Here is a 13134-nt window from a genome sequence, read left to right as displayed (position 1 = left end):
CGCATGTGACGCGCGGTGGCTCGTTTCCGTGGAAAAAAACGGTGACAAGCAGCTTTGAAACGCGATGCCACGACCAAATGGTACGATTTGCAGAAAAAACAGGCTCAGATTTGCAAAAATGAAAGCGCGTCTGACGACGCGCCTCTGAATCAGCGGTGGTGCTGGAAAGCGGAAATCAGACGGTGCCGCCGAGTGAGCCTTCCAGCGCTACCATTTCCTGACCACCAGCCATCAGGTCCTGCAATTCATCGGGCGTGATCTGGCCGCGCTGGGCGGTGCCGAGCGTCTTGCCGCGGTTGAGCACGGTGAACCGGTCGCCCACGGCCATGGCATGGCGCACATTGTGGGTGATGAAAACCACGGCGATGCCCTGTTTGCGCACCTTGTCGATGGTGGCCAGCACATTGGCCGTCTGGCGTACACCGAGCGCCGAGGTCGGCTCATCGAGAATCAGCACCTTGGCGCCGAAATGCACCGCACGGGCAATTGCCACGGTCTGGCGTTCGCCGCCCGAGAGCGTGCCGACGGCTTGGTCGGGGCCGCGCAAATTAATGCCCATCTTGCCCATTTCTTCCATGGTGATGCGGTTGGCATACTCATGGTCGAACAGCTTGAGCGGGCCCAAACGATTTTCCGGCTCGTTGCCCATGAAGAAATTGCGGCTGACTGACATCAGCGGAATCATCGCCAGATCCTGGTAGACAGTGGCGATTCCCGCCGAGATCGCGTCGCGCGGATCTTCAAAATGCATCGGCTTGCCTTCAAACAGGATATCGCCCTTGGTCGGTTTGTGGACGCCGGACATGGTCTTGATGAAGGTCGACTTGCCGGCACCGTTGTCGCCGAGCAGGCAATGGCATTCGCCGGGAAAGATATCGAGCGAGACGCCGGCGAGTGCGATCACCGAGCCGAAATGCTTCTCGATGTTCTTCATCTCGATGAGGGGAGCGTGGTCTGTGGTCATGTCATCTCTCCCCTGTGATCATGCGGCGGATATAGGTGTTGAGCACCACGGCAAACAGCAGGATTACGCCGAGGAACACCCGGAACAGCGAGCTTTCGACATTGGCGAAGAACAGACCTTGCTGAACCACTCCAAAGATCAGTGCGCCAAGCGCTGCGCCGATCACCGAGCCGTAGCCGCCGGTCAGCAATGCGCCGCCGATGACCACCGCGATGATTGCCTCGAATTCCTTGAGCAGTCCGCGGTCGGCGCCGGCGGAGCCGAATTCCATCACCTGGCAGGTGGCAAACACGCAGGCGCAGAAGGCAGTGAACATGAACATCAGGATTTTGACGCGGTTGACCGGCACGCCGACATAGCGCGCGGCCTGGGCGTCGCCGCCTGATGCAAAGATCCAGTTGCCGAATTTGGTGCGGGTGAGCACGAAATGGCCGAACGCCACCAGCGCCAGAGCCCAGATGATCAACATCGGAATGCCGTCGACCACCGGCTGACCGGCGCGGTTACCGCGTTCGAACACGGCGATGATGCCGGAATCACCTAGCCATGTGAACAGGCTCGAGAGGATTTTGCCGCCAAACACCGGCGCCAGCCAGTCGCCCACGGCCGCCTTGTCGATGCCGCCGATGATGGTTTTGCGCTCGATCAATTGCGGCAGGTAGATGGTGAAGCCGCGCAGGATGAACAAAAACGCCAGCGTGACGATGAAGCTCGGCAGGCCGGTGCGCACGACAATGAAGCCGTTGAGTGCGCCAATGGCGATGCACAGCGCGAAGGTGACGACGATGGCCTGCCAGACAGGCCAGTCCAGGGTGATCGTGAATATCGCGATCATCATCCCGGCAAAGCCGATCATCGAGCCGACCGAGAGGTCGAATTCGCCGGCAATCATCAACAGGCAGGCGCCTACGGCGATGATCATGAACTGGGCGGAGACGACCGACCAGTTGAGAATACCCTGAGAATTGAACATGCCGCTGTCGCCGGCAAAAATGGCGAACAACACAAAAACGATCACCGTACCGCAGATGCCACCCAATTCGGGGCGGATCAGCGCCTTGCGCCAGGCCGGGGTCTGTTTGATGCGTTCGTCTGCTGCAGGTACTTCAGCCGTATCGGACATGAGACCTCACATGGTTTGGACGAATGGAAGGTGGGCAGCGGCGTCAGAGTGAGCGCCACCGCCCCCGGGAGGAAAACCTAGCGGTATTCGCCCGCGTATTTTTCAACCATTTCAAGACCATCGGCGGTGACAAAGCCGGGGCCGGAGTTGATGTTATTGCCCGGCAGCACGCCGTAACGGTGATAATTGGTCATCACCACGATCGGCAGGTAGGCCTGCAGGAACGGCTGTTGGTCGATGCCCCATTTGATGGTGCCGGCCTTGATGCCTTCGACGATGTTGGCGCCGAGATCGAAGGTGCCGAAGTAAATGTCGCCGGCCATGCCGTTTTCTTCCAGCGCCAGCAGCGTCGGGTCGGCGCTGGTCGGGCCGAGGGTCAGCACCGCGTCGGTGTCGGGATTGGCGTTGAGATAGGCCATCACGCGGCTCTTGATTTCGGCCGGGTCTTGACCGGCGTCGATCATCTGATTGCCGAGTTCGATGCCGAGACCATCGGCGAAGCCCTTGCAGCGTTCGGTCGAGGACGGCGATGAGATATAGTGGTTGACGCACAGGAAGCTACCGACGCCATCGCCCTTGGCGCGCAGGCCGGCGGCGTAGCCAGCATCATATTCGGGCTGGCCGACATACATCAGCGCGCCCAGTTCACGGGCCTGCTCCGGCGTGCCGGAATTGATGATGATGACATCGATACCGCCATCAACCGCGGCCTTGATCGGGCCGGAGAGCACGTCGAAGTCAGCCAGGGTGGTGATGATGCCGGTCGGTCCGGATGCCGCGGCCTGATCGATGATGCGGGCCATGTCGGCAAGGTCGCCGGTCGGCGGGTTGCGGTACTCGACTTCCACATCCATCTGCTTGCCGGCAAGGGCCAGGCCATTCTTGATGGTGTTCCACCAGCTGTCGCTGTCAGGCGCATGGCTGACGAGTACGTAGCGCTCGCCCTCCGCCGATGCGGTGGTGGCGGCCAGAACCGGCGCCGCGAGCACCGCAACAGCCAATGCGAGCTTCTTTGTCAATGACATCATGATCTCCTCCCAGAGTTTCAAAATTGGCAGAAAGGCCGGCCTCCTGCCGTCTCTCGATGATCAGGAAACCACGAATCAATGATTTTTGCAACCGGTTGCAAAATGAAATCTGAAATTCTTGCTTTCGTGCGTTTTTTTGCGCAGTAATGCGGGGTAATGCCGGGTGCCACCGACCAGGTCAGAGTAAAAAGAGGTATCAATGCCGCCAACGCTCAAGGATGTAGCCGAACGCGCCGGCGTGTCGCGCGCCGCGGTTTCCCGCACCTTCACCGATGGTGCGTCGGTGTCGCTGAAGATGCGCAAAAAGGTCGAAAAGGCCGCCAAAGAGCTGGGTTACAGCCCGAATGCGCTGGCTTCGAGCCTGACAACGGGCCGCACAAAGCTGATCGGCCTGGTCTCGAACAATTTTCACAACCCGATCTTTCTCGAGGTATTCGACCTGTTTACCCGCGGGCTGCAGGACCGGGGATTGCGGCCGCTGCTGGTCAACCTGTCGGATGAAACCGATCCCGCAAATTCGGTACGGATGCTCAGGCAATACTCCGTTGACGGGGTGGTGGTGGCGTCCTCGACGTTGCCGCCGGGCTTTGCCAAGGCGTTCCGTGACGCCGGCGTTCCGGTGGTTCACAGTTTCGGTCGCCACGCCAGTTCACCCGAAGTCCATGTGGTCGGCATCGACAATGTCGAATGCGGACGGATGGCAGCGCGCGAACTGGCGCGGCGCGGTTATACCGACGTGGCGTTTCTGGGCGGCCCGGAGGCTGCCACATCGACACAGGACCGGTTAAAGGGCTTTGCCGAGGAGTTGTCCCGCCATTCCGAGATCACCCTGCGGCATTCGTTTGCCGAGGCCTATTCCTTCGAGGCAGGGCGGGCGGAGATGCTCAGGCGGCTCAAGAACAAGCCGGCGCAGGCTTATTTCTGCGGCGATGATGTGCTCTCCATCGGCGCGCTCAGCGCGATCACCGGTTCGGGGCTCGTCGTGCCCGACGACATCGGCCTGATCGGGCTCAACGACATGGAGATGGCCGGTTGGGAAAACATCAACCTGACCACCATCCGCCAGCCAATCAAGCAGATCATCGATTCCTCGATCGAACTGATCGTCTCAATGCTGGTGGCGCCGGACCGCTACCCCGAGGCCCGGCTGTTTCCTTGCCGGGTGATCGAACGAGGGACCTTGAAACCGGTTGCCTGAATCCGGTTAGCTGGCGCTGGTTGGTTGACGCCGGCCGGGTCGCCTCACAGCATCTGCGCCTTGTTCACCAGATCCTGCTTGGCGGGATATTGCGAGTCGTCGACGCCTTGCTCGGCGAGTGCCTCCCGCAATTCTTCTTCCGTCAGCGCCTCGATCGCTTCGGTGGTCATTTTCATGAAATTGAGCTTGCGCTTGATCGGCGGATTGGTGTCTCCGAAGAAACTTTTGTTTTCAAAATCAAATTCCTGGGCGTATTTTCCCATAAAGTGAGTCAGGAAGGTGTTGACGGCGGTGCGCGCGCGCGGATCGCCGGTCATGTGGTGGGCGCACGCATCCAGGGTCTGCAACATCAGTTTGGTCCACAGGGCCGCGCCCTTGTCGTTCATTACCTGAATGGCGTTGTGGGTATGGTGGAAGTTCAGCCGGAAATCGCCGCGATGATAGGCGGGACCGCCGCCCATGACGTCGATCCACATCGCTGACTGTGTGTTGATGTGGTGTTCGATGCCGCCGATGCGGGCAAACGCCGATGCAAACCAGTCCTCGTCGGCAAACACGCGGGTGTAAAAATCGCTCACAATGGCAACGATCCGCTCCGGGCCCAGCACGGAATACAACTGCCAGAACTGGATCGGTTTGGTTCTGTCGTTGGAGGCTTCAAGCGAGATGATCTGCGCCATCCGATGCGCATCGACCGGAAGCACTTTCTTCTCGATTGCGGCGAAAATGTAAGCACGCTGGATCTGTTCGGTCATGTAGCCATGCCGCGTCGGGTAGGTGGGATAGTTGAACTTGGTCACACGTTGGGTCCTTCACCCGCACAGGGTTTTGCAATTCGGCTCCAACGGCATATCTAGGAACCGGGCATGCGCTCCGCAATTGCGGTACGGTGGACGGTCTTTCCACAAAAGAGAGAGATGATCTTATTTCTTGAATCTCTAGCCACTGGAGAGATTAAGCCTATGAGTCACTGAAATCAGCCCACAGGCGGGACAGCAGCATGGCAGGCCATCATCATCACGTAGACCCTAATGCCGGCGACGCGCGGGTTTTCTGGGCGGTGGTCGTCAACCTTGGGCTGACGGTGGCACAGATCATCGGCGGCATCCTGTCGGGCAGCCTGGCGATGATCGCCGACGCGATCCACAATCTTTCCGATGCGCTGTCGCTGGTGATCGCGTTTCTGGCCCGCAAGATTGCGCGGCGACCGGCGGATTCGACCATGACGTTCGGCTATGGCCGTGCCGAAGTAGTTGCCGCGCTTATCAATTACACCACGCTGATCGTCATCGGGCTCTACCTGATCTACGAGGCGGTGATGCGGTTCATCGAACCGGAAGGTGTCGATGGCTGGCTGGTGGTGATCATCGCCGGCATCGCCCTCATCGTCGATGCGGCGACAGCGCTGCTGACCTATTCGCTGTCGAAGGAAAGCGTCAATATCCGGGCTGCATTTGTGCACAATGTCGCCGATGCGCTTGGTTCGATCGCGGTGATTGTCGCAGGCACGCTGATCATTCTGTACGACTGGCGCTGGATCGATCCGCTCGTCACGCTGCTGATCGCCGGTTATATTTTATGGATGTCGTTTTCCGAGATCGGCGATGTCATCCGCATCCTGATGCTGGGAAGTCCGGTCGACCTGAAGACCGAGAAAGTGCTGGATGCGATGCAGCGGATGGACGGGGTCACCGGCGTGCATCATTTCCATCTGTGGCAAATGCAGGAACACGACAATGCGGTGCAGGCGCATCTGGTTGTCGCCGCCGGGCGCTGGAACGATGCCGACGCGATCAAGGCGGAGGTCAAATGTGTTCTCAAGGATGAATTCAGCATTGCCCATTCGACCTTGGAACTGGAATGCTCCGCCCATGCCTGTATCGATCCCGAACAGATCGGCGATGAACGACAGCCGCAGCCAGGATCTGGGCATGTGCACGATCACGGGGAGGGAGAGGAGCAAGAGCATAAGGGCAAGCACTGACTCGCTCGCGCGGTTTCCGGGTGGCCATTGTCGCTGAAATTTTCGCCCAAGCCGGGTGCGTACCGGCAAGCGCCGCGGATTTCATGGAGGAAATCGTGAAGTGCGCGACATCACATGGAACTATTCGGTGGTTGATACATTAAGAAATTAACATATGTTCAGTCCTGTTCGGAATACCCAAGGAGGCACCATGGCCTTGTCACGCACCAGCCCGTCGCACGGACCAAGATCGGCGGATGTCACCGGTTTTTATGATGCTGACAGCGGCAGCATCCAGTATTTGGTCGTCGACCCGAACACCAAAAAGGGCGCGCTGATTGACGTTGTGATGGGGTTTGATCCGGCCAGCGCCTCCCTCAATCCCGCAGGCGTCGAGGAAATCCTTCGCTTTATCAGCTCCGAACACGTCGAGATCGAGTGGGTGCTCGACACCCATCCGCATGCTGATCATTTGATGGCCTCGTATTTTCTCGGTCAGCGACTGGGCGCCCCCAACGCCATTGGCACCAAGATTAAAGAGATCGCCGAGCTCTGGCGCGGACTTTATCACTTGCCCCATGGGTTTGATCCAGATCGCGATTTTGCGCGGCTGTTTGCCGACGGCGACCGTTTCAGTATCGGATCGCTGCCGGTGCGGGTGATGCTGTCGCCCGGGCACACGCTGGGATCGATCACCTATGTGGTGGGCGAAGATGCGGCCTTTGTCCATGACACCTTCATGCAGCCCGATGTCGGCACCGCGCGGGCGGATTTTCCGGGCGGTTCGGCAGCCGAATTGTACCAGTCGTTGCAGGCGATCCTGGCGCTGCCGGAGCAGACCCGGTTGTTTGTCGGCCATGACTATGGCACCGATTACCGCAAACAGCCCGCCTGGGAATCCACCGTCATTGAGCAACGCCGGCACAATGCCCATATTGGTGGTGGCGTCGGCCAGGATGCCTATGTGGATCGGCGAGAGGCGCGCGACAAGTCGTTGAGCCTGCCTGACAGGATGCTGCATGTGCTGCAGATGAACCTGCGTGCAGGCCGTGCCCCTGACCCCGAGGCCGACGGGGAAAGCTATCTCAAGATTCCGCTTAACAAGTTCTGAAAAGGAGCCATCATGAAAACTGAATCCGCCCACAACGGCACGCTGGAAACCTGGACGCCACAGGAGGTCGCCGAGGCATTCGACCGTGACGAAATTGTGCTGATCGACGTGCGCACGCCACAGGAATACAGTTTCGAGCGCATCAATGGTGCGCTGCTGGCGCCGATGCAGGCGTTTGATCCGGGACACATGCCGGGGCAGGCCGAAAAACGGATCGTGTTTCACTGCGGCTCGGGTGTGCGATCAAAGATGGTGGCCGAAAAATGCCTGGCTGCGGGGACCGAGCGTATCGCCCATATGGAGGGCGGCTTCGGCGCCTGGAAGGAAGCCGGATTTGGATATACCGGCACCGACATGGCCACCGGCGCGCCGAAGCTGATGAAGAAATCCGGCTGATCAACCAGACGCCTGACCGCCATTGACCCGCGCCATGATCGGGCGCGGGCTGTGCGGAGCGTCGTTCAACCGACTAACACCCACAGGCCGGTTGCCGTCAACGCCAAGCCGGCAAGCCGCGAGAATGCCTTGCCACCCGGCACGGTCTTTTCCATCAGCACATAGAGCGTGATGGCGAGGATCCAGGCGGTGTTCATGACGCCGGTGACAAACAGCAGCGCCATCAACGCCCAGCAACAGCCGATGCAGAACAGGCCGTGGCGCCAGCCCATTGTGAGCGCACCCAGATTTCCGTCGCGCCATTCGGTCATCAAAAAATGCAGCGGCGTGCGGCACAGGCTGAGGCAGGCCTGCTTGAGCGGAGTGAACTGGTAGAGCCCTGCGGCAATCAGGATGGTGCCTGCAAGCGGCCCCGATCCGGCCTTCATCGTCATCGGCGACATCAAGGCGAGATGCGTGAGACCCGCCTGCAACAGTGCGGCGATGAGGCTGAAGCTGGCCCAGGCCACGACATAACCGCCTGAAAACATCCACACCGGCTGCCAGCCGGCGCCGCGTGCCCGGTCCAGCGCCTGCATGCGCGCATAGGCCATGATCATCGGCGCGGCTGTCGGCAGCATCATCGCCGCCATCATTACCGCCCACATCAGGAACAGCCCTGCCAGCGGTGCCGGGGTGAACATCATCCCGGGCATCATCATCGCCTTCATGCCGGGGATGATCGACATGTCGCCGATCATCATGCCGAGGTAGATCCAGCTTGCCAGCGCGAGCACGGTCGGGCCGCCGAGCAGGATCGCAAGCCGCGCCGGGGTGAGGCGTGCTGCCCCAGCGCCCATTCCGGCGCCGGGGGTGATGCCTTGCGGGGCTGTCATTGTTCGCTCTGATAGGCAAACGGCGAGAACACCCCGGTCTTTCCGGTCAGACCCCATTCCATGCCGTGATCCTGGTAGACGTTCTTGCTGGCTCGCGCCACGGTTCCGTCAAAGCCCGGGGCGATGCACAGCGGGTGGCCGGAGATGGTCACCGGGCCGTCGCCCTGGCCGGTGATCGCCTCGATTTCGACATCGGCGATCCTGGGGATCGTGAGCCCGTATTTGCCGTTGCTGGCAGTAAACTCGATCGGCACCGAGCGGACACCGAGGATCTTGCCGATATGGCTGGCGAGCCGCGCCGGGTGGCCGCCGCCCTGGCCGCCAAAGATCTTCATCAGGCTGCCGTTCTGGGCCTCGTCGGCGCGTGCGTCGACATAGACGGCGACATTCCACTGGGTGGTGGCCATCGGTCCGGGCGAATGCACGGCGAGTGCGACATTGAGACCCGACAACGACACACCCTCGTCGGTGCCCTCATCGATATGCCAGCCGACCAGCGCCGTGCAATCGTCCTCGGTAGGCGGGCTCAAAAACATACAAGGGCAGGCGGTTTCGCAATTGCAGCTTTCGAAATAGGTGCCTTTGAGTGACCAGGTCATGCGAATTTCCTTCCAGGTTCAAGTGCTTCAGATGAGCCTAGAGAAAATTGCTGTTGTTGCTTGACGAAGGGATTGAGTTTACATTTGGAAACCTGCGATTTTCCGTCAGGAATAGATTGGACATCAATGATTTACCGGTTTGGCGCCTTTGCCATCGATCCGTCGATCTTTGAGCTGCGCCAGCACGGCAAGCCGGTTCGATCGAGCCGCAGGTGTTCAACGTCCTGCTGCACCTGATACAAAATCGCGACCATGTCGTCAGCCGCGACGAACTGATCGCCGCGGTCTGGGATGGCCGCGCGGTTTCCGACACGACGCTGTCGAGCCGTATCTTTGCGGCGCGGCGCGCGGTCGGCGACAGCGGCGAGGCGCAGCAGGTTATCCGCACCATTTCGCGCCGCGGGTTCCGTTTTGTGGCCCAACTCAGTTGCGACGGCGAGGATAGTGAAGATGCCGGAGTTACTTCTGAAACCGAGGCCGGGCAGGGTGGTGCCGCCGACCCGCACGCCGATCCTGGTCCCGCGCGCGTCTTGATCGCCGATATGCCGCCACCGGCTGCGGCAACCGATACGCACCAGGCCGCTGTGATGCCGGTGCTGGCGGTGTTGCCGCTCAAGATCGCCAGCGCCGGTCTGGACGAATATTTCTGCGACGGACTGACCGAAGACATCATCTCCAACCTCACGCATTTCCGCGAACTCCGGGTGATTGCCAGCGGCTCCTCGTTTCACTTCAAGAGCCGCGACGCGCCGCTGCCGGAAATTGCCGCCCGGCTTGGTGCCGATTATATCGTTGATGGCAGCGTGCGCCGCGAGGGCGAACGGCTGAGGGTGGCGGTGCAACTGATCGAGGCGGCTACCGGCGTGTCGCTCTGGGCCGATCGCTACGACCGGCCGATGGGCGACATTTTTGTTGTCCAGGACGCGGTCACGCAGATGATCGCCGCATCGCTCGGCGTCAGGATGCAGGACACGGCGCTCACCCGGGCGCTGAGAAAAAGCCCGGCCGAACTCGACGCCTATGATTGCCTGCTGCACGCCCGGCGTTATACCGCGACGCTCAACGAGGCGATGCATGCCGAGGCGCGCGATCTCTTGGAAAAGGCGATCGCGCTCGATCCGAATTACGCCGAGGCGCATGCGTTACTTGCCAATGTCTATCTCGCCGAGCACCGGTTTGCCGCCAATCCGCGGCCCGAGCCGATTGAACGGGCGCTCGAGATGGCGCTGAAGGCAGTGCAGCTTGATCCGCACAGCGCCTATGCCCATTGCTGGCTCGCGATAGTGCATTATTTCCGCAAGGACATCGGCAAGTTCGAGGCCGAGGCTGCGCGCGCGCTCGACCTCAACCCGACCGACCCGGAAATTCTCGCCGAAGTCGGCCACTACCTCTCCTTCATGGGCGCTTTCGACCGCGGCGTGCCGCTGTCGCGGCGGGCGCAGGCGCTCAATCCGCTGCATCCGGGCTGGTATCATTTCAGCTTCGCGCGGCTGCATTACCGCGAGCGTGATTACGAGGAAACGCTGATCGACATGCAGCGCATCTCGATGCCGGATTTCTTCTGGACCCACCTGATCAGCGCCGCGGCGCTGGGCCAGCTTGGCCGCACCGAAGCGCCCGATGCGCTGGCACGTATGCACGAGGTTCGCCCCGGCGTCTCGGCGGCAGCCGAAATGGACAAATGGAACGTACCCGCGGAGGACCGGATCCACATCCTCGAAGGCCTGCGCAAGGCCGGGCTCGAGGGGTGAAGGGGGAAGGTTGGGCCAATGCTGCAGTTGAAGATGAACTCGCCTGACGGTATCTGCGTCTTCAACCGGATATGACACAGGCATTTACGATCAGGTGTTGAACCGTTGAGCTGGTCTCATGCCTGCAAACCACAAAAAAGAGACCCGAAAACAGTTTTCGGGCCTCTCGACATCTTTGCAGTCAACTATCAATAGTATGGCGAATTGCACTGTCTGCGGCCACCTTCGTATGGCTGATAAGTATTATCTCTTTCCCGATAAGACCTGTAACGGTCATAACACCAATCCACATGGCTATCAGCGCTTATATGGCGGCGATCACGGCGATCGCGGCGGTTGTTGGCCTCATTGGCAATTATCGCCCCACCAATGATGGCTCCAAGAATTCCAACGGCCGCTTCTGCGCCGTGGTTTCTTCCTCGATGGCCTCTCCGTCGATTGTGCCTTTTGCGATTCCTGACCTGTATAACTGTTGCCTCGTTGTCGGCATCCGCACCTGTCACTGCACCTTGAATCAAGGGGGCATGACCTGGGAATTGCGCGTTTGCTCCAGTAGAAGCCAATGTTGCTACTCCAAAACTGAGCAACGCAACGGCTGAAATCATTCGTAAATTTCGCATATCAATCGTCCCTGTTTTAATTTACGGATGAAATTAATGCACGGATTGAGCGTTATATCAAATTTTGTAGTGAATACTCTTTAATGGTGTAAGTAAAACGGCCTGAATCGGAGAAGACATGAATCCCGCCGACGTGTGACTCATCATGGCCAGTAGGGAATGCAGGACTGATTTCGTAGGACCTTGAACGACGGAAAAGTCCGGCATCACAGACCTCGGTGGGCATCGCTGCGAAGGGATGCTTCCCGCCACCCGTCATGTTGCTCCTGCCACCGGAATACAGGTGCGCCAATGACCGGAGTTCGGCACTGAGCCTAGACAAAACCATTCTGGTTGGCCGGTTTATCCCTACCTGAACATCGGCGGGCGGGCGTCGACCCATTCCCCATCCGCCTTGCCCGACTCGGCTACCGCGAACACGGCGGCCATCGAGCGCAGGCCGTCTTCGGCGCGGGGATAGAGATTGGCGGCGGGATCGATGGCGCGATCCTCCTTGGTGGCCCGGATCGCTTCGCTGAGGTCGTGATAGATATTGGCAAAGGCCAGCGGCATGCCTTCGGCGTGGCCGATGGTGACGCGAGAGGTGCGATCGGCCTCGGGCGAAAGGTTCGCCTCGCCTCGCTCGATGGTCTGCAACCGTTCGCCGAGCGGCATCCAGTAAAGCTGGTTGGGCTGTTCCTGAGCCCAGCGTAGCCCGCCTTTTTCACCAAATACCTGCAGCGTCAGCCCGTGCTGGCGGCCGATGGCGATGGACGAGGTCCAGAGCCGTCCGACCGTGCCGCCGTCCATGCGGAAATTGACCATGGCGTCGTCTTCGAGCACCCGGCTTTGAATGCAGGAGACAGTGTCGGCGGAAAGTTTTGTCACTTCCTGGCCGGTGACGAAGCTCACCATGTGCAGCGCGTGAATGCCGCAATCGGCAAATTGTGCCGAGACGCCCGCCTGGGCCGGATCATAACGCCAGCGCACCCGCGGATTGTTTGCATCTGCCGCATCGGCATGATGGCCATGGGCGAACTCGGCCTTGACCAGCCGGATCTTGCCGAGATCGCCGCGCGCCACCATCGCCTTCATGTGGCGGACCAGCGAATAGCCGGAATAGCCGTAATTGACGGCGCAGATCTTTCCGGTTGCCTTGGCAGTGCGGACAATGTCCTCGCCTTGCTCAATCGTCATGGTCATCGGCTTTTCACAGAGCACGTGAAAACCGGCCTCGAGATAGGCCTTGGTGATTTCGTAATGGGTGGCGTTAGGCGTGGCGACAGTGACCAGATCGACGCGATCGGAGCGGTTTCGTTCGCCCTCCAGCATCTCGCGCCAGTCGCCATAGGCGCGGTCGGGCGCAAGCCCCAGCCGCTGGCCATAGTCTCGACCGGCCTCGGGGCGGTGATCAAGTGCGCCGGCTGAAAATTCGAATTCGCCGTCAAGGCCGGCGCCAAGCCGGTGTGCCGGGCCGATCTGGCTGCCTTCGCCGCCGCCGATCATGCCCCATTTGAGCTTTGTCAT

General features: G+C 60.1%; 14 protein-coding genes. 6 read left to right on the top strand and 8 right to left on the bottom strand.

Going from position 1 to position 13134, the window contains the following annotated elements:
- Window positions 1-175 precede the first annotated feature (175 nt).
- From OEG84_RS06410 to OEG84_RS06400, 3 genes are all read right to left on the bottom strand, one after another.
- A complete protein-coding gene (locus tag OEG84_RS06410) occupies window positions 176-934 on the bottom strand; it encodes an ATP-binding cassette domain-containing protein (protein ID WP_425602899.1) in 759 nt (252 codons plus the stop codon).
- A gap of 31 nt (window positions 935-965) precedes the next feature.
- Window positions 966-2087: an ABC transporter permease gene (locus OEG84_RS06405; RefSeq protein WP_267652954.1), complete on the bottom strand. Its 1122-nt coding sequence runs from the start codon at window positions 2085-2087 to the stop codon at window positions 966-968.
- Window positions 2088-2164: 77 nt separating this feature from the next.
- Window positions 2165-3112 (bottom strand): sugar ABC transporter substrate-binding protein, encoded by a 948-nt coding sequence (locus OEG84_RS06400; protein ID WP_267656106.1) that lies wholly within the window; start codon window positions 3110-3112, stop codon window positions 2165-2167.
- Window positions 3113-3314: 202 nt separating this feature from the next.
- Between OEG84_RS06400 and OEG84_RS06395 the strand changes: the two genes are divergently transcribed.
- Window positions 3315-4313, top strand: coding sequence for a LacI family DNA-binding transcriptional regulator (locus tag OEG84_RS06395; RefSeq protein ID WP_267652953.1), 999 nt, complete (start codon window positions 3315-3317; stop codon window positions 4311-4313).
- A gap of 44 nt (window positions 4314-4357) precedes the next feature.
- On the opposite strand, the gene OEG84_RS06390 is transcribed toward OEG84_RS06395, so the two are convergent.
- Window positions 4358-5113 (bottom strand): globin domain-containing protein, encoded by a 756-nt coding sequence (locus tag OEG84_RS06390; protein ID WP_267652952.1) that lies wholly within the window; start codon window positions 5111-5113, stop codon window positions 4358-4360.
- 200 nt (window positions 5114-5313) lie between these two features.
- On the opposite strand from OEG84_RS06390, the gene OEG84_RS06385 reads away from it, so the two are divergent.
- The 3 genes from OEG84_RS06385 to OEG84_RS06375 all read left to right on the top strand — a co-directional run bounded on the left by OEG84_RS06385 (window position 5314) and on the right by OEG84_RS06375 (window position 7783).
- A complete protein-coding gene (locus tag OEG84_RS06385; protein WP_267652951.1) occupies window positions 5314-6297 on the top strand; it encodes a cation diffusion facilitator family transporter in 984 nt (327 codons plus the stop codon).
- A 190-nt stretch (window positions 6298-6487) separates the two neighbouring features.
- Window positions 6488-7387 (top strand): MBL fold metallo-hydrolase, encoded by a 900-nt coding sequence (locus OEG84_RS06380; protein WP_267652950.1) that lies wholly within the window; start codon window positions 6488-6490, stop codon window positions 7385-7387.
- 12 nt (window positions 7388-7399) lie between these two features.
- The gene (locus OEG84_RS06375) at window positions 7400-7783 is read left to right on the top strand and encodes a rhodanese-like domain-containing protein (RefSeq protein WP_267652949.1); all 384 of its coding nucleotides are present in this window, start codon (window positions 7400-7402) and stop codon (window positions 7781-7783) included.
- Window positions 7784-7848: 65 nt separating this feature from the next.
- Here the strand turns inward: OEG84_RS06375 and OEG84_RS06370 are convergent, their stop codons facing one another.
- Window positions 7849-8658, bottom strand: a complete 810-nt coding sequence (locus OEG84_RS06370) for a DUF2182 domain-containing protein (RefSeq protein ID WP_267652948.1) — start codon at window positions 8656-8658, stop codon at window positions 7849-7851.
- Window positions 8655-9257, bottom strand: coding sequence for a DUF1326 domain-containing protein (locus tag OEG84_RS06365; RefSeq protein WP_267652947.1), 603 nt, complete (start codon window positions 9255-9257; stop codon window positions 8655-8657). Before OEG84_RS06365 ends, OEG84_RS06370 begins: the two co-directional genes overlap by 4 nt.
- Before the next feature lie 200 nt (window positions 9258-9457).
- Between OEG84_RS06365 and OEG84_RS06360 the strand changes: the two genes are divergently transcribed.
- On the top strand, window positions 9458-11008 hold the full coding sequence (locus tag OEG84_RS06360) for a winged helix-turn-helix domain-containing tetratricopeptide repeat protein (protein ID WP_267656105.1): 1551 nt from the start codon (window positions 9458-9460) through the stop codon (window positions 11006-11008).
- Window positions 11009-11196: 188 nt separating this feature from the next.
- Here OEG84_RS06360 and OEG84_RS06355 read toward each other — a convergent pair whose 3' ends face one another.
- A complete protein-coding gene (locus OEG84_RS06355) occupies window positions 11197-11298 on the bottom strand; it encodes a BA14K family protein (protein WP_324288253.1) in 102 nt (33 codons plus the stop codon).
- On the opposite strand from OEG84_RS06355, the gene OEG84_RS06350 reads away from it, so the two are divergent.
- Entirely contained in the window at window positions 11299-11607 is a 309-nt protein-coding gene (locus OEG84_RS06350; RefSeq protein WP_267656310.1) for a hypothetical protein, read from the top strand.
- Between the two features lie 369 nt (window positions 11608-11976).
- Here OEG84_RS06350 and OEG84_RS06345 read toward each other — a convergent pair whose 3' ends face one another.
- A complete protein-coding gene (locus tag OEG84_RS06345; protein WP_267652946.1) occupies window positions 11977-13134 on the bottom strand; it encodes a Gfo/Idh/MocA family protein in 1158 nt (385 codons plus the stop codon).

This window comes from Hoeflea algicola, from assembly GCF_026619415.1.
Lineage (GTDB): Bacteria > Pseudomonadota > Alphaproteobacteria > Rhizobiales > Rhizobiaceae > Hoeflea > Hoeflea algicola.
The sequence above is the reverse complement of the archived record's forward strand: the minus strand, read 5'-3'. Positions and strand labels throughout refer to the sequence as shown.

Coding starts and splice junctions, on each gene's coding strand:
- OEG84_RS06350 (WP_267656310.1), top strand. CDS start 11,299: ATGGCTATCAGCGCTTATATGGCGGCGATCACGGCGATCGCGGCGGTT.
- OEG84_RS06345 (WP_267652946.1), bottom strand. CDS start 13,134: ATGACAAAGCTCAAATGGGGCATGATCGGCGGCGGCGAAGGCAGCCAG.
- OEG84_RS06370 (WP_267652948.1), bottom strand. CDS start 8,658: ATGACAGCCCCGCAAGGCATCACCCCCGGCGCCGGAATGGGCGCTGGG.
- OEG84_RS06395 (WP_267652953.1), top strand. CDS start 3,315: ATGCCGCCAACGCTCAAGGATGTAGCCGAACGCGCCGGCGTGTCGCGC.
- OEG84_RS06410 (WP_425602899.1), bottom strand. CDS start 934: ATGAAGAACATCGAGAAGCATTTCGGCTCGGTGATCGCACTCGCCGGC.
- OEG84_RS06375 (WP_267652949.1), top strand. CDS start 7,400: ATGAAAACTGAATCCGCCCACAACGGCACGCTGGAAACCTGGACGCCA.
- OEG84_RS06380 (WP_267652950.1), top strand. CDS start 6,488: ATGGCCTTGTCACGCACCAGCCCGTCGCACGGACCAAGATCGGCGGAT.
- OEG84_RS06385 (WP_267652951.1), top strand. CDS start 5,314: ATGGCAGGCCATCATCATCACGTAGACCCTAATGCCGGCGACGCGCGG.
- OEG84_RS06400 (WP_267656106.1), bottom strand. CDS start 3,112: ATGTCATTGACAAAGAAGCTCGCATTGGCTGTTGCGGTGCTCGCGGCG.
- OEG84_RS06365 (WP_267652947.1), bottom strand. CDS start 9,257: ATGACCTGGTCACTCAAAGGCACCTATTTCGAAAGCTGCAATTGCGAA.
- OEG84_RS06405 (WP_267652954.1), bottom strand. CDS start 2,087: ATGTCCGATACGGCTGAAGTACCTGCAGCAGACGAACGCATCAAACAG.